The organism is Parachlamydiales bacterium (assembly GCA_041671045.1).
Lineage (GTDB): Bacteria > Chlamydiota > Chlamydiia > Chlamydiales > JABDDJ01 > JABDDJ01.
In genome coordinates, this window is record JBAZCF010000001.1 from 361,658 (window position 1) to 383,161 (window position 21,504).

Annotated in this window: 18 protein-coding genes; 8 read left to right on the top strand and 10 right to left on the bottom strand. The window is 41.3% G+C overall.

All coding sequences use genetic code 11. The features are described 5' to 3' along the window. Positions 1-21: 21 nt before the first annotated feature. Entirely contained in the window at positions 22-1,749 is a 1,728-nt protein-coding gene (locus WC222_01645) for an ankyrin repeat domain-containing protein (GenBank protein ID MFA6915075.1), read from the bottom strand. A gap of 252 nt (positions 1,750-2,001) precedes the next feature. Continuing rightward, positions 2,002-4,143 (bottom strand): hypothetical protein, encoded by a 2,142-nt coding sequence (locus tag WC222_01650; protein MFA6915076.1) that lies wholly within the window; start codon positions 4,141-4,143, stop codon positions 2,002-2,004. Positions 4,144-4,315: 172 nt separating this feature from the next. On the opposite strand from WC222_01650, the gene WC222_01655 reads away from it, so the two are divergent. Next, a complete protein-coding gene (locus WC222_01655; GenBank protein ID MFA6915077.1) occupies positions 4,316-4,717 on the top strand; it encodes a DUF202 domain-containing protein in 402 nt (133 codons plus the stop codon). 18 nt (positions 4,718-4,735) lie between these two features. Here WC222_01655 and pepT read toward each other — a convergent pair whose 3' ends face one another. Continuing rightward, positions 4,736-5,989 (bottom strand): peptidase T, encoded by a 1,254-nt coding sequence (gene pepT / locus WC222_01660; protein MFA6915078.1) that lies wholly within the window; start codon positions 5,987-5,989, stop codon positions 4,736-4,738. After that, a complete protein-coding gene (gene corA / locus WC222_01665) occupies positions 5,980-7,050 on the bottom strand; it encodes a magnesium/cobalt transporter CorA (protein ID MFA6915079.1) in 1,071 nt (356 codons plus the stop codon). The genes pepT and corA overlap by 10 nt, the downstream gene beginning before the upstream one ends. A 142-nt stretch (positions 7,051-7,192) precedes the next feature. Here corA and WC222_01670 point away from each other — a divergent pair, with 142 nt between their 5' ends. From WC222_01670 to WC222_01690, 5 genes are all read left to right on the top strand, one after another. Beyond that, entirely contained in the window at positions 7,193-7,987 is a 795-nt protein-coding gene (locus tag WC222_01670; GenBank protein MFA6915080.1) for a hypothetical protein, read from the top strand. Further along, positions 7,980-9,407, top strand: a complete 1,428-nt coding sequence (locus tag WC222_01675) for an RtcB family protein (GenBank protein ID MFA6915081.1) — start codon at positions 7,980-7,982, stop codon at positions 9,405-9,407. The genes WC222_01670 and WC222_01675 overlap by 8 nt, the downstream gene beginning before the upstream one ends. A 70-nt stretch (positions 9,408-9,477) precedes the next feature. Further along, the gene (locus WC222_01680; protein ID MFA6915082.1) at positions 9,478-9,882 is read left to right on the top strand and encodes a hypothetical protein; all 405 of its coding nucleotides are present in this window, start codon (positions 9,478-9,480) and stop codon (positions 9,880-9,882) included. A gap of 6 nt (positions 9,883-9,888) precedes the next feature. Then, the gene (locus WC222_01685; protein ID MFA6915083.1) at positions 9,889-11,151 is read left to right on the top strand and encodes an extracellular solute-binding protein; all 1,263 of its coding nucleotides are present in this window, start codon (positions 9,889-9,891) and stop codon (positions 11,149-11,151) included. A 91-nt stretch (positions 11,152-11,242) separates the two neighbouring features. Continuing rightward, a complete protein-coding gene (locus tag WC222_01690; protein ID MFA6915084.1) occupies positions 11,243-12,109 on the top strand; it encodes a GNAT family N-acetyltransferase in 867 nt (288 codons plus the stop codon). Positions 12,110-12,369: 260 nt separating this feature from the next. On the opposite strand, the gene WC222_01695 is transcribed toward WC222_01690, so the two are convergent. After that, complete coding sequence (locus WC222_01695) at positions 12,370-13,740, bottom strand: hypothetical protein (GenBank protein MFA6915085.1); 1,371 nt, start codon at positions 13,738-13,740, stop codon at positions 12,370-12,372. An 88-nt stretch (positions 13,741-13,828) separates the two neighbouring features. Here WC222_01695 and WC222_01700 point away from each other — a divergent pair, with 88 nt between their 5' ends. Next, on the top strand, positions 13,829-14,530 hold the full coding sequence (locus WC222_01700; protein MFA6915086.1) for a dienelactone hydrolase family protein: 702 nt from the start codon (positions 13,829-13,831) through the stop codon (positions 14,528-14,530). A gap of 1 nt (position 14,531) precedes the next feature. On the opposite strand, the gene WC222_01705 is transcribed toward WC222_01700, so the two are convergent. Beyond that, entirely contained in the window at positions 14,532-15,404 is an 873-nt protein-coding gene (locus WC222_01705; GenBank protein ID MFA6915087.1) for a hypothetical protein, read from the bottom strand. Between the two features lie 157 nt (positions 15,405-15,561). Between WC222_01705 and WC222_01710 the strand changes: the two genes are divergently transcribed. Then, the gene (locus WC222_01710; GenBank protein ID MFA6915088.1) at positions 15,562-15,702 is read left to right on the top strand and encodes a hypothetical protein; all 141 of its coding nucleotides are present in this window, start codon (positions 15,562-15,564) and stop codon (positions 15,700-15,702) included. Positions 15,703-15,750: 48 nt separating this feature from the next. Here the strand turns inward: WC222_01710 and thrC are convergent, their stop codons facing one another. Genes thrC through thrA form a run of 4 tightly spaced genes read right to left on the bottom strand, consistent with a single transcriptional unit; the run spans position 15,751 to position 21,502 of the window. Then, a complete protein-coding gene (gene thrC, locus WC222_01715; GenBank protein ID MFA6915089.1) occupies positions 15,751-17,058 on the bottom strand; it encodes a threonine synthase in 1,308 nt (435 codons plus the stop codon). A gap of 6 nt (positions 17,059-17,064) precedes the next feature. Further along, positions 17,065-17,994 carry a homoserine kinase gene (locus tag WC222_01720; GenBank protein ID MFA6915090.1) on the bottom strand — a complete coding sequence of 310 codons (930 nt, stop codon included), beginning with the start codon at positions 17,992-17,994 and terminating at the stop codon, positions 17,065-17,067. Further along, a complete protein-coding gene (asd, locus tag WC222_01725) occupies positions 17,984-19,030 on the bottom strand; it encodes an aspartate-semialdehyde dehydrogenase (GenBank protein ID MFA6915091.1) in 1,047 nt (348 codons plus the stop codon). The genes WC222_01720 and asd overlap by 11 nt, the downstream gene beginning before the upstream one ends. Before the next feature lie 12 nt (positions 19,031-19,042). After that, complete coding sequence (gene thrA / locus WC222_01730; protein ID MFA6915092.1) at positions 19,043-21,502, bottom strand: bifunctional aspartate kinase/homoserine dehydrogenase I; 2,460 nt, start codon at positions 21,500-21,502, stop codon at positions 19,043-19,045. Between the last annotated feature and the right edge of the window lie 2 nt (positions 21,503-21,504).

Below are 21,504 nucleotides of genomic sequence, written 5' to 3' on the forward strand. Positions count from 1 at the left end.
TCTGTTTTGAATTGAGTTGTGTTAAGGGACATTGATGGTGAGGAAGTCTATAGGGCGATTGTTTGCCTGAGTAAAATAAAGAGTATTGCCTATGATTTTTACCTCACCTTTCCAGTTGTTATCCAAACGTACTTGTCCGACCTTATTGATTGCAATTCTTTTTTGAGGTGAAAGGATCTGCGTGTGCAGGTTATGTCGGAGTTGGATTGCTTCGGTAAAATTGATGAGCAAAAGATTCGTATAAATTACAGGGCTGGCCATTTGTTCTTGTGTGAGTATAGCGTGTATGCCGGCGCTTGTTTTACCCACATAGGTATATCTGAAGCATTCTGGATATGTTCCGTTTTTTTCAAACTGGACATAGGTAGGGTCCTTAGTATCAAAAGTATGGCAATAGAATCTGTTGGGACTTACAGAATCATCTAAATAAATTTTCGTGATAGCGTCACTTTTATCCATAGGCCAGGTGCATAGGTCTTGTATTATCCGAGGGTTTATATAAGGAGTTTTATTTACGAAACTCATTTGTTTTTGAGGCATTAAGGGGAGGGTATGTGCATTAGACCAAGGTGTAAGTTCCAATTCGTAGGCGTCGTTTTGGTGATAATGTCCTTCATCTTCGCTTATCTGTAGGGTATTATTTTTAATTGTAACTTCTCCATGCCAGCGATCGCCCAAACCTATTTCACCTAGTTTTATTGCCTGTCTACGTACCTTTCCTGGTTTGATGGAGTGGTTTTTCCAGTCAACTTCTGTAGAGTAATCCTTTTCAAAGACAAGAAGTAGAAGGTGTTCGAATAAACCGCTACCACCCGTACGTTCAAAAGTTAAGACGACATCCACACCATTATCTGTTTTACCCACATGTTCATAGACAAAGAAGTAGGGGAAGTTCCCTTCATAATAGTAGTCAATATGGTTTGTGTTTAAGTCTTTGACAAAATATTGGCTGTTGTTTTGAGAGGTGTTAATTCCAATGATTTGATCATCTTTATCGCTCATCCAGGTGACAAGTTCCTCAGCAATTCTTGGATTGAGGCAAAATTTATCTGACTTTTTTGCAGGTAAGCGTGGAGGTGTTTTCCTGCCGGGAAAGTCTAGAGTAGGCATTAAGACTCTCAGGGCAGAAGAATAATGGGTGCAAAAATGTGCCACATCGTAGGGAGTCTCTCCATTTAAATTTTTAGAAGATTTGTCAGCGCCATATCTAAGGAGCAATTGGATTAGAGGAATATCGCCGCATTTGGCTGCATAATGAAGCGGAGTATTACCTTCCCCATCTTTGGAATTAACGTCGGCCCCTTTTTCTAATAGATAAATAGCTTTCTTTTTGGGTTCCCAATAATAACTTCTTAGGGCGCAATGAAGCGGTGTTCTGTTATTAAAATCTCTTGCATGGATATCTGCACCGGCATCGATTAATAGGCGGGCGATTTCATAGTTGCAAAATTCAATGTATGCTAGGAGTAGTTCTTTGCCATCCTTCTGATTTTGAAGGGAAGCGTTGCGTTCTAATAAAAGCTTGATACATTCGATATATTCCATTTCGATAGCATATTCAAGGGGAGAAACTTCATTGCTATCGGGAAGATCTATTTGTGTGCCTTGATCCAGGAGTTGGTTTAATAAATGCGGATTATTTTCAGCGATTGCTTTGTGTAATGGGGTTGTTTTTTGAGTTTCAAGAAAGTTGTAGGGGCTTGCCTGGAAAGTCGAAATGTTCAGGAATAATAAAAAAAATATAGCCAAGTAACATTTGAACATAATCACGAGGGGAAAATTTCAACTAAGGTAATGAAGTCGGTCTTTATTGCCAAGAGGACTATTTATGAGCATGGCGATAATTCTATTTTGCGAAGCGAAGCGTTTCCTAGTATAGGAGTGCTGTGACTTGTCCTTACAGTCGGACAAGTCACAGCACTCCTATACTAGGACAATCTTTTCTACCTAAGGGCTTCTTGATGTATTTTAAACTCCGCTCCGATATGGTAAAAGTTGGGTCTAATACTTTTTAAGAATAAGTAATTGAATAAAGGTATTCAGGTTCATATTTCTCTTTTGTAGGCATTCTTCTAATAGTGGCAATTGCAATAGTGTAGAATGGTTTTTCTCCATCCTTTTGATGACTAAAGCGGATAGTTTATCCACTGTAGTAGATCCGGCATTCTTCAATATACTATCAACAGATTTCTTAAAGATGCAGGTAAATTGTTCAAGAATAACTTGAGCAATGAACTCAGAAAACTTAAGTTTTTTACATCGGATATAGTCATTGAAGAGTTTGCAATCGAAGTACGTTAGCATCCCTTCTAGTTTTCCTAGCTCTTGTATAGCCAAGGGGTGTATTAATTCGGATGTTTTTTTCGAGTTAGCTTCTACTGTTGAATTAATACTACTGCGAATAGATTTTAATATTTCACCTTCACACAATTGATTAATATATTTCCAACGTGCTGTGTAAGTGGTGCGTATATATGCATTGAAATCCGGATCATCTAGATAGGACTTATGCGTATTGTTTATAAGATGGGAGACCTTACGTCTAAATTCCCTTAAAGTTAGATTTTGGCTTACTTCGAAGAGTGTGTGGACTTCGTTTTGAATGTTTTCTAACTTCTTTTCCAGGGGGATATAGATGAAGGTTTGATGTGAAGGTGTTTGCGCTGCGGAAGTGGTAGGATCCCTAGGCTTTGGATGTACCGGAGGTGAAGTCTTAACAGGAGCTTGTCGTTGAACATCTAAACCCACTTTTTTAGCTTTATTACAGATGCAAGTCAGAGAGATGGCCATGATTGATATAAGAATTCCGACGCCCACCTTGTATTCTGTGGAGAGGATCATCGTCTCTGATGTGGGAGATGGGGTCTCTTCCTTTTTCTTAGAGTCCTTTGCAGCTTTCTGTTCCTCTGTAATTTGTTTGAAAAGGAGATCTAACTTTTCAAAAGAATGATAGAAGTTACGTATTTTTTCATTATATGCATGGATATCCCTTTGCAAGACCTCTTTGACGTTGTCTTTATTATTATCGCAGGCCTTGTAGGTATGTATAAAAATATTAATTGACAGTTTTTTGATGATTGATCTAAGCGTTTTTACATCCTTAACTAAATCTTTGGCGCCATGAGCTTCAAAAAGTAGAATATAATCTAATAAGCTTTCCTGGTAGACATCCAAAAGGGTCATGATAGTATTGGCATAAATTTCAGGTTGTAGAAAAGGGCCTGTATGATGTTGAAAGTAATCTAGGACGTAAGTGAATTTGTCTTTAAATTGTGATAAGTGAGTAAATGGGCTTTCTTTGGTTTGAGACGTCATAGCAGCTGATTTTGCATGGCTATCAAGAGTGTTAAAAATGATTTGAGTGAAGGTGGTGTAGTCTTGGGTGAGTCGGAGAGACGTTAATAGTTTTTCAGCGCCCTGGCTTTCTTTATTCCAATGCGGTTTATGCTCAAAAAAGACTCCTACATTCTCATAATAATTTTCGAGTGTTTCAATAACTGCCGGATAGGCTTCGCTTCTGGGAAGTTCACAAACGTTTGTGGTTAGCCTTTTCAATACAGTTTTTCTATGGAAATTGAGGTCTCTTGGGTCTATATCCAGTTGTTGACCATTTATGATGGATTCGATAATTGCTCCGATTTCAGGTAATTCTAGACCCTTATTTCTAAGTATTGTAATTTGCGGATCTCTGTCGTAGTCAATGTCTGAATCAGTAAATTCATGATTATTATTTAGTCTATTAAACAAGTCGTATAAAAAACTTACGAGGTGCGTGTGCGTATTCGTTTCTTCGATTCTCTGCTGTAATGGAAAAGGGATTTCACTCAGTAAAATATGAATGTCAGTACGAATTAAGGCAGAAGGAGTAGTTATTTGTTTGTTAAGAATAGTGTTTTCTATCACTTGATTTATAGGACTGAATACTGTTTTGGAAGCTTGTGCAACAGCGTCAGCAGTAGGATTGTTTCCAGTGGTTAGTCTTGTGGTGGTTTGCTGAAAGTTTAAGGATGGGTTAGTTGCCCGGGCACTAGCAACTAAAGCCATAAAAAGAAAAGCCTTTACCTGAGTGCCTGTGGGCATTACAGCTGATATATGAGTTATAGTGGTTTGCACTGCAGTACAAATGGATTTTATAAGTGTCATTTTAATTCAAAATCTTGGTTATGTTTTTTTTATGCATTAAAATATACGGCATGTAGGGAGATTATTTCCATTGTATATCTATTAGATTATTGATTGAATTATTTATTAACTCTATAAAGAATATAAGATTATTTTTCGATGTTTAGAGGTAATTTTAAATGCGGATGGTAAGATGAATATTCCTTCGGCTAAGCCAGGCATCACAAATCCTTTAGATATAAATACTGAACTTGCTGTCACACGTACGCGACTTGCTGCCGACAGGACCCTCCTATCTTGGATAAGAACTGCGATTGCTATGATAACGTTCGGTTTTGGGATTATTAAATTTTTCGAGTTTTTTAAAGCCCTTCCAAATACCTATTCTCATCCCCATTTGGAACATATTTCTTCTCTGGGTTCTTTTTTAATATTGATGGGAATTTTGATTTTGATTCCCGGATATGTAGAGCAAAGAAAAGCATTGAAGATGCTGAATCGGCTAGATGGACTTCACCCGTGGAGCTACGCATCCATTGTAGCGATACTTGTCGCGCTGATAGGTCTCTATGCATTGTACAATGTGACAATGTGATTGTTACGTGATCAGGCGTTAGGTTTTCTCTTTTCCCCAGATTTCTGCTAAGTGTACCAAAACCTCTACTGCTTTTTCCATTTCCCATAAGCTTGCCCATTCCAGGGGAGAATGCGGGTTATGCTGGCCGCTGGAAAGGTTAGGACAGGGAAGGCCTTTTTCTGTCATCACAGCTCCATCGGTTCCGCCACGGATGATATCAGCAATAGGTTTAAGTCCTGCGGCCTGCATAGCTTGCAATGCATATTTTACAGCCCGGGGCTCTTTTTTAAGACCTTCGCCCATATTGCGATATTGTTTCGTAATGGAAACATTGATTGAGGCTTTGGGATGTTCTGCATTCAATTCTTTGGCGATCGCATCTAATAGATGCGCTTGTTCGTCCAATTTGGCGGTGTCGAAGTCACGCAAGATAAGTCTGGCACGTGCCTCTGCGACTCCGCCTTCGATTGCATAGGGGTGGATAAAGCCGTCGCGTCCTTCGGTATGTTCGGGGGAAAGGGTTTGGGAGGGAAGCTTTGCAATGAATTGGGAAAGGATCCTTACGGCATTAACCATTCCTTTCGCTTTAGCTTCTGAGGGGTGGGAGTTGATTCCTTTAACAGTGACTACGGCGAGGTTAGCGGAGAAGGTTTCTACGTCGATTTTACCTGCTCCGGAGGCATCTAAAGTATATCCGCAGACGCCGCCTAATTTTTCCATATCTAACCCTACAGTGCCGCGGCCGATTTCTTCGTCGACAGTAAAGCAAACGCGTATGGGGCCGTGAGGGATCTCAGGGTGGGCCTGCAGATGTTCGGCTGCAGTCATAATAATGGCAATGCCGGCCTTGTCGTCTGCTCCGAGCAAGGTGGTGCCGTCTGTGGTGATGATGGTTGTATTGATTAAGTGTGCAAGGTCAGGGTTGTCATTGACAAATAGTGTTTTAGAGGGGCTGCAGGGAAGAGTAATGTCTTTTCCATCATAATTTTCGTGAAGGATAGGATTGACATTAGTTCCTGAATATTCGGGTGAAGTATCTACATGAGAATTCCAGACGATGACTGGGGCTGAATGTTTTCCTGTGGCAGGTATAGTGGCTATGACAATGCCATTTTCACTGATGGAGACATCTGCGAGTTTTAGGGCGCGGCATTCTTCTTCTAGCATCTTGCTAAGGTTAAGTTGTTTGGCTGTGCTCGGGGAGGATGTGCTATGTTCATTGGCTTGGGTATCTATTTTGACATAGCGTAGGAAGCGTTTTAAAAGATTGTTCATGGGGATTATATCCATTTTTTGCTTTTGAAATAGCTTACCATAATGATGCCGACAATGACCATGCTTATGATAAGAATATGGAAGCCCCATTCGTAATCTATTCCGGGGACTTTTAAGAAGTTCATGCCATAGATGCTGGCTAGGAAAGTGAGGGGAACGAATATAGTTGAGACCACGGTCAACACTTTCATTGTTTCGTTAAGGCGTTTAGAGGAGAGGGACATGTGCATGTCGACAAGGCTTAAAGTTTGCTCTCTAAAGTTATCGATGGTATCGACAGCTTGGATGATGTGATCATAGACGTCATGCAGATAAGTTTTAGTCGTATTTTTAAAGAGTGTATTGTCGTTACGGATGAGCTGGTTGATAAGCTCTCTTACTGGCCAGATGGCTTTTTGAAGATAAGAGATTTCTTTTTTTAGTTTCTGTATGGCTTCAATGCCCTGTTGTTCGTCTGTGTTATTTCCGAGCGAGTCCTCTAGGGCATTCAGTTGGTCATCGATTTGCACTAGGAGGATGAAATAGTAATCTACAATAGCGTCAATAAGGGCATAGCATAGGTAATCGGTACCATTTCTGCGTAGGCGGCTTGTGGGAGAGCGGATACGTTGCTTGATAGGTTCAAAAAGAGGGTGTTCTTTTTCACTGATGGTGACGACATAGTTCTTTGTGAAAATGATATTTATCTGCTCGTCTTGCAGCTGCTTGACGTTCTCGTCATAGCGCAGCAGCCTTAACACTAGAAATAGGTGATGTTGGTATTCGTCTAGTTTGGAGCGTTGGCTGGGGTTAAGGACATCTTCAAGGATAAGGGGGTGGAGGTCTAAAGTGGCGCCTAATTTTTCGATGAGGTGGGGGTCGCTAAGTCCGCGAATATGCAACCAAGTACAGGAGGATTGATTCAGGTACTTCATGGATTCTTCAAAAGTGATGTCTTCGAGGATCAACAGTTCGTCTTGGGTGTAATCGATAAGATCGATACGCTGGTCTGCTGTATTTTGTTCTCCCAGATTAATGAGTGTCCCGGGAGGCATACCCTGTTTCTTTGCTCTGTTGACAAGTGAACGTTTTTGCATACTAGTGGCTATATAAAATTTTAGGAGTAAAATAAGCTTTAATAAATATCTTGCCAATTTATAAATTCTGTTGCGTTTCCATAGATTACTATACAGTTTTATACTAGGATGAGGACGCAATCACGGCTTAGAGGCAAAGAGTATGCATAAGTTACGCCGGTTATTCTTTGGATGCGAAGTTTTAGCTCCTTGGCCATTAGAATATTTTACAGGACGCTTCATCCTTCCGGCGTCGCGCCACCTTACTTTAGCATTTTTGGGGAATGTGGATTTTGAAGCTTTGGAAAAAGTTTTGGGTGGCATTCCTTCCCTCCCCTTTAAAGTTGGCCCTGTAGGCTTCTTTGATAAGTGTTTGATGCTGCCGCCCAAAGATCCACGGGTAGTTGCCTGGCATGCGAGGTGGTTGGAAGAGCAAAAAATCGGTGAATATCAAAAATGTTTGGCGGATTGGCTGCGTAGTGAGGGGTATTCTATTGATCAAAGAGAATTCTTACCCCATGTCAGCATTGCAAGGAGTCCGTTAGATCCGGTAGAATGGCAGAAAAAATTTATTCCATTACCTTTTATTGTCAGCCAAATACATCTCTATGAAAGTGTAGGGAATTTAGTTTACACACCAATCCGTACTTATCCTATTACAGCACCTTTTACAGAGATAGACCATACCGCTGATGTGGCTTTCTTAGTGAGGGCCGAAACATTAGAGCAACTTCATCTGCATGCTTACGTGGCGTTAGCTTTTATGTTTCCAGAGTTTTTACGTTATAACAATACCCTACAGTTAAAGACTGAATTGGAAGATATCGTCATAGCCCTAAATCGTCTTGTAACTTTAGCCGATAGTGATGGCGGTTGTCCTTTGAAAGCGGTAAGTTTTCATGGGGATATCAAATTAGAAAAGGGAATCTATACATGGGAGATGATCGTCGATGTCTGATCTACGCAAACTAGCGCCTGCAACTTACGAATTGGAGAAAGAGGGGAATATGCGCGTGCCCGGCTTAGTCATCGCTTCTCAAGTAATGCTTGAGGAAGGTGGACTGGATGAGGCAATGGGACAGCTACGTAATGTTGCCCATCTTCCGGGGATTGTGGGACATAGTATTGCCATGCCGGATATGCATTGGGGGTATGGATTTCCCATCGGTGGGGTTGCAGCTTTTGATGCCGAGAAGGGTATTATCAGCCCTGGGGGTGTAGGCTATGATATTAACTGTGGGGTGCGTTTAGCTATTGTTCCGGAGCTATTTAAAAATATCAGTCCTTCTCAGCGTGAACAAATTTTAGGGACAATATTTAAAAACGTTCCCTCCGGTGTTGGAAACGTACATAAAGATGCGCATGTCCTTACAGATAAGGATTATGCACAAATTGCACAAAGGGGAGCAGGATGGTCCATAGAACATGGATTTGGTTTTAAAGAAGACCTTGAGCACACGGAAAGCCACGGCTTGATTCCGGGGGCAAACATGGAATCTGTTTCAGAGGAAGCACGGGTGCGAGGCAGAGGGCAGTTGGGGACGATAGGGTCAGGTAATCATTTTGTGGAGATCGGTGAAATTGAAAAGATCTTGCTTCCTGAAGTTGCTTCAGCTTGGGGAGTAGAACAAGGCCAGACGTATATTTTAATCCATTCCGGATCTAGGGGCTTTGGACATCAGGTATGCCAGGATACCCTGAATGCATTTATCAAAAAAGGCTTCGACAGTAGATTGCCGGACAAGCAACTGGTTTGTGCACCTATATCAAGCCATGAAGGTAAAACTTATTTGGAGGCAATGGCTGCAGCAGCTAATTTTGCCTTTAATAATCGGCAGCAGATACTTCACTGGGTAAGGGAGTCGTTTAAAAGCGTGTTGGGAATAAGGCCAGAGCATATTCCGCTGTTATACGACGTATGCCATAATATTGCCAAATTCGAAACGCACACAGTGAATGGCAAGCCCCGTAAGTTATGCGTACACCGTAAAGGGGCCACACGTGCATTTGGAAAGGGAGCTAGAGAGTTAACACCGCTCTATCAAAGTACCGGTCAACCGGTATTAGTTCCGGGTGATATGGGTAGAGCTAGTTATTTGATGGTGGGGTTAGGCAATCCTTTAACGTGGTGTAGTTCTTGCCACGGTGCGGGGAGAGCAAGAAGCCGCCATCAGTCGACAAAGGCTTGGCAGCATAAAGACCCTATTAAACACATGCAGAGTATGGGTGTTATGGTCAAAGCGAACTCTACACGAACGATTGTGGAGGAAATGCCGGATGCCTACAAGGATGTGGATGTTGTGGTTGCAGCGGTTCAAGAGGCTGGATTAGCCCAAATGGTTGCGCGTTTGAAACCGAGCTTGGTTGTAAAAGGTTAGTATTATGTTACTTTGACATAATAAACCAAATGTTATAAGTTTAATTGTTCAACAGATTAAAAGATTATTTATGTCATCTATTGCCGAACGATTTTTACCCTCAGTGCTTAAGAATTGTGATATAGAAATTAATATCAACAATTTCCACGAAGAACAAGCAGTTATTGAAATTGTATCGGATAGAATTTCCGATTGGTATGCAAATTACATAACAGAAAACGAAAGTCTTAAAACCGAATTTAAAATTGGTTTAAAGAAAGCTATTAGATTACTGCTTAGTCTTGGCAAGGATCCCGATAAAGTAGAATTAGAAATGGGCAAAACTCCAAAAGAATTGGGGGTTTTAGATATTCTAGTTACCAGATATGCCATCAAGAATCCGCATTTAATTTTTCCTCAGGATTCTCTCACAAAAATTTCCTATTGGCACTCAAAAAAAATTAAAGTGTTTGTCCAAACAGGACTACCTAGTTAAAAAAAATTGAAGAAGAAACAACTTAAATCAGTACTAATTATTCCTATAGTTTTTTATCACAGCTTCACAGGCGTACCCGCTGAAACATTAAATACAATTGTGGATGCTTACAACAATACTCATAGTGGGTTTTCTGTAGAATTAAAAGAGATTAATCCGAATCTTTATCAAGCTGCAGCATTAGAAGCCTTGTCAAAGGAGCCATCAGAGCGTCCCCAACTAGTATTGGCCCCGGAATATATGACGGGTACCATGAACAAGGCGTTAAAAGAAGGTATAGTCATTTCCGTCAAAGACTTGCTCTCTAAAGAACGGAAAGAGGACATTGCCGAAATTGTAAGGAAGACTTTTGGTGAAGATTGCTTACCATTCAATCCAGCCTGCGGTATTCTTTATATAAATACAAAAATGTTGGTGGACGCGGGCTATGACGCAAGTTGGAAGCCAAGTACGTTTGAAGAGCTAATTGAGGCCTCGCAGAAGATCCATTCAGTCACAGGAAAAAAAGGGTTTACTTGTGCTTGGCCTGAGGCCTATCTGCTGGAGGCTCCCCTTGCCCAAACAAACAAATCCCTATTTGATGAAGAAGGAAACTACAACTTACATCAATTCAAAGACCATTTGATACTTTTAAATAAACTCGTCAGAGAAGGGGTCTTCCTTCCCCCCAATACCGGTAATTATAATCATACGAAAGATTTTTTTATTGATGGGGATGTGGCCATGTACATGCAGGGGTCAGGGAACTTCACATTAATATGTAAGGATGCAAAAAATATTAAGATGTCTCTAAATTTTGCACCTTTACCCACCCTTACATTGAATCAAAAAGTGAAATATGCTTTTCCTTTAGGAGGAGGGGCAATCTGGGCGTTAAATACCAAAGATAAAAGCAAGGAAGACTTGCATGAGTATATGGTTGAAAATGTGCGTTGCTTCCTAAATTATCTTGCCAGTCAAGCTGTGCAGCGCCATTGGCATGTGAGTACCGGCTATGTTCCTGTAAGCAATTCAGTCAAATTATCCTGCGCTGAAATAAGTAAAGAAAACCCTATAATCCAAGCTGTTCTAAGCCAAACTCTAGATGCTGATTTATGTGAAAATTCATACGGAATCAAAAAAGAGAACTACGCTAAAGTCCGTCAGGAAATCTATCCTCTTATTCGCGCATTAATCACTCTTGAAGGCTCGGAGGATGAGGTTGGTAAAATAATAGGGGAAAGGTTAAAGGAGTTTGATGAGATGCATAAAACCTTAATTTCTCCATAAGCGCCATAATAACATAGTCTTAAATATAGCTAGGATTCGTTGTAAGTTATCCTCTTTAAAAATAAAGCCATATCATTTTATAAAGGATGCTATGGATTCTTCAAAAGGCTGGCTTACAGCGATACCCTTGGAAAAGTATTCTTCCCTCCATAAACTCTCCTTAATGGGATTATTGGGGTGGAAGTACTCTTGGCCGCAAAAATATTTTTACGTGCAATTCGTTTTTAATCTCCATACTCCTCTAATAATAGATCCTAAGGCCTATCTCGTTTTTCATACTATTGATGAGGAGAAAGCATCTTCTTTTGATGAGTGCTGTTATACTATTTCTCGATTTAAACGTTGGAGAATAGATATTTCTTCCTATTCATCATTTGACGACTATATTGCTTCATTAATACGCTGGCACCGTAATGTCTATGCAAAAGCCAAGCGGAAATTCACTGAATATGGCGTACAGCCTGTTTATATTGAGGAGGATTGGACGACGGAAGTGCAGCACGTATACGACCTATATTGTAATGTTGCTGTAAAACATGGTAACCGCTTATATGATTTAACATTTTTTGAAGAGATCTCAAACCGGACCGATTACAAATTACTCTGCTGCAGATATGATGGAAAAATCATAGCCATGTGTATACTGCAGGTGGAAGAACCTACGCTCCATTCAATATGCTGTGGATTTGATTATAACCACTCTTCGAAGTGTTACGCATATTCTTGGTTAAATTATGAGATAATCCGAATGGCTATTGAATCCCATAAGTATCAGGAAATCGATATTGGCCTTACGGCCGATGAAGCTAAACAAGCCATCGGCTTTAATTCTGTTTCCTCACGTATGGATATCTATTGCAAAGGTCCTATTACTCGTCGAATATTGAAAGTAATTTCACATTTGCTTAAAGCTAAAATTTCCTCCGAAGGAAAATTGAATTTAAGTTTACGTTCTTAGGTGAAACATGAGTCATATCCCTATTCAAGAACAGATAATAGCGCTGTTGAATTAGTTAGTGCTGAAGTGGATGAATCCCGTAATACAGTTTTAGAAGTCTTACGTAAATTAAAGTAAGGTTTAGGGTCTAATTGCTTGTATGGCGATAATTTTTTTTTTCGAAGCGAACGTTCCCTAGTATTGGAGTGCGGCGACTTGTCCTTACAGTACCATACTAGGACAAGTTTAGTCTGTCATGGCACAAGGCAAAAGGTCTTGTACTACACTCTGATATAGCTGCTTTGCGATTGCTTGATGTGATTTTTCCAACGTGAAAAGGATGTCAGTAGAGATTCGGGGTTATCCATAAAAAATTTCATGGTTTTTGCGATTCCGGGATTATCATGAGAATTTATTATGCTGTCGATATTAGACATATCTTGTTCATCCAAATCAATATCAGGACAGTTTTGTACCTGGAAAAGAAGTTCCTCAGAAGTAAAACGATTCAAACAAGTGTAACTAAAGAAATCTATGATTTCATTAAAAGATAAATTCATTAGTTCTATTAGTGTGTGAAGGAAACCTATGATGCTATAAATAGAGGAATCATTGACTGGGGAATTACACATTAAAATATTACGTAAGAATGAGAGGACAATATTTTTTATAAACTTCTCTGAAGAGCTTTCTGTAGGGATGGATGCACAAGAACTGAGAATCTGAGAGCGAATAGCTTCGTATTCTTCCTTTGTAGATATATCTGGATTACACAATAGATTTTCAAAATTAGTATTGCAAAGTAGGTTTGCAGCAAGAATGGCAAAATTATAGGGGGCCCAATGCGCGATAAAAGCTTCTTGCAAACTATCATAGGGGGGCTGAAATGCTCTTAAATACACAAGAGGAGGTAAAAAAGCAGTCTCGGATGAAGGAAGATCTGAAAATAGATTTATTTCATCTAACCTTCCGATCATACATTTATGACGTGATTCTGTTTGATATATATAGATACTTCTGAAATTCAAATTAATATGATAATAGCCATTATGATGTATTTCTTTCATACCAGCTGCAATGTCCATCAAAAAGACGATTTTCTCTAGCATTGAAATTTGGGAATGGTTTGCAGACAGAAAGTAGTCAGCACGTGAAACGAACATATCTTGAACAGCGTAAGTATAGTCTTGGTATTCCATAAAGAAGCGGAAAGGCTTCTGAACAAAAAGAGAATCAAATTCAAAAGAAAGCGCATTTTGTTTATTCAGGCCCATTTTTCCAACAATGACTATCACTTTTTGCACATTTTTGGAGGTTATCTCAACCGCTTTATGCAATGTACGGCCTCTTTCTTGAACTGAACCAGATCCAGAGACAAAATAGAAAGTAGGATCTTCGCTATTGCTGAGAATAATACCAGGGAGATATTCTGAAGAATTATAGTTAGGAAGAATATCTTTTAGCGGCACATAAATGGGAAATATGATTCCATCTTTAAGCTTTAGTTTTGCGTATTGGATAGTTTGAATAGCTTGGGCAGATGTAATATTAGGTTCGTAAGCTAGGATTGGTCCTATTTCATCCCATGTGGCGGTAAAGTAAGAGCATGGAATGGAAGAAGTATCGGAATTGGAACGTATTAGAATAGACATAAAAACTTCCTATTAACTAAAAGTAACTATGTTATTTGAAAGTAATTCTTTAGTCAAATGTTAATTAATTATTAAAAAGAGTATTGTTATGTTGTCAGGTAATCTTACTAAATACGATTGTGATAATAAAGAATTTGAAGGCTTTATAGCCTATCCCAAAGAAGAGGGCGATAAAATCATTATTTTAGCACATGCTTGGGCTGGAAGAGATGATTTTATTTGCGAAGCTGCAAAAAAGATAGCGTCATGGGGATATATTGGCTTTGCATGGGATTTGTATGGAGAGGGAATTGTGGGTAAGTCCCCGGAAGAAAATACCCGATTGAAAAATGTTCTTTTGAACGATCGAGAGCTCCTTAAAAAGCGGTTAGTAGAATCCTATGCGCAAGCACAAAGATTAAAACCCACTGCGAAAATTGGTGTGATGGGCTTTGGTTTTGGAGGATTATGCGCGTTGGATTTAATGAGGTGCGGTGTCAGGTTAAATGCTGTGGTTTCTGTTTATGGTCATTTTTCACCACCGGGATGGAAAACCAGCCTTCTACACCCGCCAAAAACACTCATCTTGCATGGGATGAATGATAAAATAGAACCTATAGAAAAGCTCCGAGAGTTTTCAATAGAAATGAATAAGTTAGAAGTGGAGTGGACAGCGCACCTTTATGGAGGGACGATGCATGCTTTTATGAACCCACAAGTGAATTTGCCGGAGCAGGGGCTGTGTTACAACGGAACATCAGCCGATGCAGTGTGGAGGGATGCTAAAATATTCTTCGATCAAAATATGTAGATTATTTTTTAGAGGATGCTAGCTGTTGGTAGGCCTTCCATAGGGAAGTATGAAAACCACAGTGTCCGCCTTCATCGGCAATAATAACCTTATTGATCCCTTTAGCGTTATAAAAGCGCAGTCTTTGAGCAAAGAGTTCGTCATCTCGATTAGTTAAGCTAGGATCTGGGTTTTGGAAGAAGAGAACAACATTCAAGGGCGCACCTTCAAAAGAGGCAAGAGAGTCTATGGGGCGCATTTCGTTAGCTTTATAACGTTCTGTTACAAAGTCAAATTCCTTATCAGAGAAACCATTAACCTCGCTTATCTCCTCTCTTGATTTCAGAGGGGCGTCGAGAAGAATAATACCTCTTTGCAGAGCTGCAAGGATTTTCGTTTTATCACTGCAGTCGATGCCCCACTTTTGGAGTAGAGTGTCGAATTTTGGGGTGTTGAGTGCTGCAATAATATTGACTACTGCGCCGCCGCCGGAAGAAAAGCCATATAGAGAGACATTTTCAGCACCGGCATCCACCACAATAGTTTTTAGAAGCACAAGCGCTGGGAGAATTTCATAGGGGGTGCCGTAGCAGACGGTGGAGTAGTTGAATCCTCTTTCATGAATGTCGTAATCGGGAAAATTGAAGGAGACGATGTGGTTATTTGAGACATTGCTATCGTGAATGATTTTGCCTAGGGAATAATTGCTGGCGTAGCCGTGGCAGCAGACTAGAATATTTTCATGGGAGGTCTTACCTTTAAAAGCCTTAATATTAATAGGATAGCTTAGATAAGGGGAGTGGGTGTTCAGGGTTTGCTGCAGTTTCGAAAATTCTATGGCATGCGCTGTTGTCAAATAAAGCAAAAATAGCGCGATAGTGAATAGATTTTTCATGCTTTAGCCTAGGTAAATAAGGAAAATTTTAGAGGAGATGAAGAAAAATAACAATTTTTTCTTGAGGGAATTTGTAATAATTCGGCTTATCCGATAAAATGAGGAGTGGAGCTTGTATAACATATTATTAATGCCGTCAGGCGTTAAAGGAGAAAATATGTCTAAGGAAAAGCACCATCGGAAAGAAGAAAAAAAACCTTCTTTATCCATCAAAGAAAAGAGAGCAAAAAAGAAAGAGAAAAAACAACATAAATCAACAGACTATCATTTACCAATGGATAGATCTTTAGATGAATAGTTAAGCTCTTGCAGGACAAGAAAGCTTAGCTTCCTTGTCCTGCGTACGTCATTCACAGCCTTCCAATAAACTTTTTAGTTCGCTGTAGTCAGTTCCAATCAGAGTTGCATATTTTGTCTTTAGCAGAGTTTCCTGGAGGTTTGGGGGGATGTCTATCTTTTGATGGATGCATTTCTCCACATCCGCAGCGAATTTGGCCGGGTGGGCTGTCTCTAAAAATATTCCATTTATGTTTTCAGCTTTGGATTTTAAATAAGATTGAAGTCCTAAGTACGCTACAGCTCCGTGGGGATCTAAGATATAGTGATTATGTGTGAATACTTGGTGGATGGCATTCTCAGTTTCTATGTCAGTATAGCTTACCCCAAAAAGGGCATGGCGTATCTTAGTCCAATCGTTTCCATAGAGGTCTAATAAACGTGCGAAATTGCTGGGATTGCCTACATCCATTGCATTGGAAATGGTATGCTTAGAGGGTTTAGGGGTGAAAATTCCACTTTTCAGATAGGAGGGAACGCTATCGTTGATATTCGTGGCGGCGATGAAATGGTGGATAGGCAGTCCCATGCGTTGCGCAATAATGCCTGCGGCTAGGTTGCCGAAGTTTCCGGATGGAACTGAAAATACAGTAGGCAGGTAAGGGTCTTCTAGCTGAGCAAACCCTCGGAAATAGTAAAAGCTTTGAGGGATGAGACGCGCGATGTTAATGGAGTTTGCTGAGGTCAGAGAACGTTTAGAGCGGAGATCCTGGTCTGAAAAGGCAGTTTTGACTAGGCGTTGGCAGTCGTCAAAAGTTCCTTGGACCTCTAGGGCTGTGATGTTTTTTCCCATTGTTGTAAGCTGAAGCTCTTGCGTCCAGCTCACTTTTCCTTGAGGATAGAGGATCCATACTTTTATGGAAGGGACATCCAAAAAAGCTTGCGCGATAGCACTGCCCGTATCGCCGGAGGTTGCAACAAGGATATGGAGGGGATTATCCTTCTTTTGCATGAAATAACCCATCAGCTGGGCCATGAATTGAGCTCCAAAATCTTTGAACGAAAGGGTGGGGCCATGAAAAAGCTCTAGGGAATGAATTCCCGGAGATATTTTCTTTAGGGGGGCATCAAAATGTGAAGATTTTTTGATGATCTCTAAAAGCGTGTTTTCAGTCAGTGATTCGCCTAAAAGTGTTTTTGCAATTTCATAGGATAGTTCATGAAAAGAAAGTGCGGGGAGTTGTTTTATGAAACTGTCAGGAAGGCGTGGAATTCGCTCCGGCATGTATAGACCGCCGTCGGGAGCTAAGCCATTCATTACAGCTTCTTCAAGCGTAGCGGGCGGACATTGTCCTTGTGTGCTATAAAAATGTAACATATTGCCTCATAGAATCTTTGGGCCTTGCATATTGATAGAAGAAAGGAATAGTTCGTTTTCAATACCCTCTGCGTGGCAAGCCTTTTGCATGGCGTTCCCGATAACTTCTAAATCCCTTTTGTCAGATGCTAAAGCAAAAATAGAAGGGCCTGAACCGGAGATGCTGCATCCTAAAGCGCCGGCAGAAAGAGCGGCGGATTTGATGGTATGAAAACCGGGAATGAGTGAGGCCCGGACTGGTTCGACGACAACATCTTGCAGGCTCCGGCTGATGAGGCGGGGGTCGCCGAGGATCAGTCCGGTGATAAGTCCGGCAGCATTGCCCGATTGTTCGACAAGTTGAGCTAAAGAAACTTCTTTTTTTAAAATTCCTCTGGCAGTTTCAGTATGTATTTCAATTTTAGGGTGGAGAACACAGCAAAAGAGGGGAGTATTAATGGGGATCTGTATTAAGTCGAGGGGGTTATAGCTGCGTATGAGGACAAAGCCCCCTAAAAGGGAAGGGGCTACGTTGTCTGCGTGGGCTGCGCCACAGGCTGCTTTTTCAGCCTCCATTGCAAAGGGGACCAATTCATGCAGTTTTAAGGGTGATCCTAAAAGAGTATTTGCAGCAAAAAGGCTTGCTGCAGCGCTGGCTGCACTGGAGCCTAGGCCACTGCCTAAAGGCATTTTTTTTTGGAGTGCCAAGTCTATACCTTGGGATGACTGCAGAGAGGCTAAGAGCTTGATCACACCTACACCTGCGGTATTTTTTTGAGGGTCATGAGAGAGGGTGGAACCGTCTCCCGAGATCGATGAAATGGTCACACCAGGTTTTGAAGTCAATGTGGCTGTGACAATATCACCGGGAAAATCCAGAGCAAATCCGAAGATGTCAAACCCGCAGGCTACATTGGCTACCGTGGCTGGAGCAAAGACCTTGATCTTATTTACCATCAAAATAGCCTTGTTTATACATTAATTCGGCGATGAGGATGGCGCATCCTGCAGCTCCTCTGATGGTATTGTGGGAAAGGACGACAAACTTCCAATCATACAGCGGGCATTCACGCAAGCGGCCGACAGAGACCGCCATTCCGTTGAAGGTGTTACGGTGTAGTTTGGGTTGGGGATGTCTTTCGTCCTCCAAGTAAACAACAGGTTGTGGGGGGGCCGTGGGAAGCTTCAATATTTGCGGTTCGCTTTTGAAAGAGTCCCAAGCTTTAAGGATATCATTAAAGTGCGCTTTTTTCTTTAGTTTGACTGAAACGCAAGCCAAATGTCCGTCGGAGACAGAAACACGTGTGCATTGAGCACTAAGTTTGATGGGGTAGGGTACAATCTTGTTTTTATGGAATGTCCCCAGAATTTTTAGGGGTTCTGTTTCAACTTTGTCTTCTTCCCCCCCGATAAAAGGAATGACGTTGTCTAGTATGTCTATGCTAGGAACACCGGGATATCCTGCGCCAGAAAGAGCTTGGAGGGTTACAACATGTGCCGCTTCGATGCCCCAATGGTCTATCAAAGGTTTAAGAGCCATTGCTAAGCCAATGACGGAACAATTTGGATTGGTGACAATGGCGCCTTTACCGAAGTCTTGTTGAAAGATAAGCTGTAAATGGTCTGCGTTAATCTCGGGGATGATCAGGGGGACAGCAGGATCCATTCTGTGGTTGCGTGAATTCGAGATGACGGTGTAGCCTGCTTTTGCGAAAGACTCTTCGATTTCACCCGCGACGCTAGAGTCAAGGCCCGAAAAAACGATTTTACAAGGAAGGTTAGGTTCGCAGGGAAGGACCTCCATCTCTCCGATATTTTTTTGGAGGGGCGTTGTCATAGACCATTTCATAGCGTTTTTGTAGAGCTTTGTCGCAGAACGGTCGGAAGCGGCGAGGGAGGAGATTTCAAACCAGGGATGTGACGAAAGCATTTCGACAAACTTTTGTCCAACCATTCCTGTTGCGCCGAGAATGCCTACGGGGATTTTTTTCATAACGGGTAGATCCTATATTTGTTCTAAACCTATACGTACAATATCACCGAAAATTTTGCCCGCGGTTACTGTGGCTCCTGCACCCTGCCCTTTTATAACAAGGGGGGTATCTTTATAAAAATTGGAAGTGATGGCAATGATATTGTCATTTTTAGATAGGTGGTAAAACGGGTGGTCGACTCCTAACTCTTCGAGGGAGACTTTGCCTTTTCCATTTTCGAATTTGGCCACATAGCGCAGTACTTTGCCTGCTTGTTTTGCTTGGAGCAATTTCTCTGACATTTTGTGGTCGTAGCTTTTGAGTTTCGAATAGAATTCTGCGACGGAAGGAGCTTGTAAATATTCTTCCGGAACGATTTTTTCGATAAGGATATCACTTATTTCAAGAGGGTAGCCGCATTCTCTGGCTAGGATAAGCAGCTTACGGGCGACATCCATGCCGTTAAGGTCATCTCTCGGATCAGGTTCTGTGAATCCCTGCTCTTGGGCGTTCTTAAGAGTTTCTGAAAAATGTGTTTCTGTAGTGAAGGTATTAAATAGAAAGCTTAAAGTACCGGATAGGATAGCTTCTATTTTAGTGACTTTATCTCCGCTCCGCACTAGTTCATCGATGGTGCTGATAATCGGTAGGCCGGCGCCCACATTGGAGCCGTAGGAGAAGTCGACACCTTTTTTTGAAGAGAGTTTATTTAACTTCTTATAGTTTTCGTAAGATCCTGAATTGGCTTTTTTATTGGGTGTGACGATGGATATATTGGTATCCAATATATCCTCATAATGATCGGTAATATCTTGACTGGATGTACAGTCCACAAAGACAGCATTGACGGTATTTTGGTGCTGCATTTTCTCGATGAAATGCTTAATGTGCATTTTCTCCGTAGAGTGGTCGAGAAGATCATTCCAGTTATCTAAGGGGATGCCTTGGGTATTAAAGACCATATGGGAGCTATTGGCTATGCCGATAAGGTGGATATCGAGATTGCGCTCTTCGTAATCGATTCTGGAATGATTGTGAATATTTTCCAAGAGAGCTTTTCCGATAAGTCCTGTCCCGATAAGGAAGACATTGACCGTAGCTTTTTTAGATAAGAAAAAACCTTCATGAATAGCTCGGATGGCTTTGACTTCATCTTCCTTTTTTACTACGACTGTGATGTTCAGTTCGGAGGATCCCTGTGCAATGGCAATGATGTTGATGCCGTTTTTTCCTAGAGCGCTGAACAGTTTCCCTGCTGTACCGGTAGACATTCGCATGTTTTCGCCTACGATGGCGATGACGGAAAGGTTTTTCTCCATGATGACATCTTCGATCATATGGGCCCGCATTTCGAGCGAGAATTCTTTCTCAATAGCTTCTTTAGCTGAATCGCCATAGGCTGCCGAAACAGCGAAGCAAATAGAATGTTCAGATGAACCTTGTGAGATGAGGATAATGTTGATGTTCTTTTCGGCAAGGGCGCCAAAAAGGCGTTTTGCAATACCGCAAACGCCGACCATTCCCCCGCCTTGAACAGAAAGGAGAACGACATTATCGATTGAGGAGATCCCGCAGATGGCCGCGTTATTTTTCGATGCTGTGCTGCTGATGAATGTGCCGGAAGAGGTAGGGGTGAGGCTGTTTTTTATGAGCAATGGAATGTTCTTCTCTAATGCAGGCACAATGGTCGGGGGGTGGATAACTTTAGCGCCGAAATAGGACATTTCCATGGCTTCTTTATAGCTCATTTCCGGGATAGTAAAGGCAAAAGGCTCTTTCCTTGGATCAGCGGTCATTACTCCATCCACATCCGTCCATATTTCTATGACATTTACACCCAATGCGGCGCCAAAAATGGCAGCAGTATAATCAGACCCCCCACGTCCAAGCGTTGTTGTTTCGTTTTCCTTGGAGGATGCGATGAAGCCCGTGATAATGTTGAGGGAGTTTGATGCTTCGAAGTATTGTCTGATATTATGGTTTGTTTTTTCGAAGTCTACTTGGCCCGCATTGAACGAGCGGTCCGTTTTAATGAGATCCCGTGCATCTAGGTATTGTGCTTGAGGGATATCCGGGAGGGCGGCATTGTAGATGATGAAAGCGCATAGGCGTTCCCCAAAACTCATGATAAGATCCATTGTTTTGGGAGAGAGTTCATGGATCAGGTATATGCCTTCCAGAACATTACTTAGTTCATGGAATTTCGTTTCCAAGACTTTAAGCGCCTCCGTTAAATAAGCGGGTGCTATAAGGGCGTGGGCTGCCGTCAGATGGCGCTCTACTAACTCAAGCAATGAGTTTTTATATTCTTCCTTACCGCTTGCAGCCTGTTTACTGGCAGAGACAAGATGGTCGGTAACTCCCCCAAAAGCTGAAACGACAATTGCTACAAATGAACATTCAAGTTGAGCTGCTTTGACAATATCAATGACACGTTTGATTCTATCGATAGAGCCAACAGAAGAGCCACCAAATTTAAGGATTTTTCGCATGT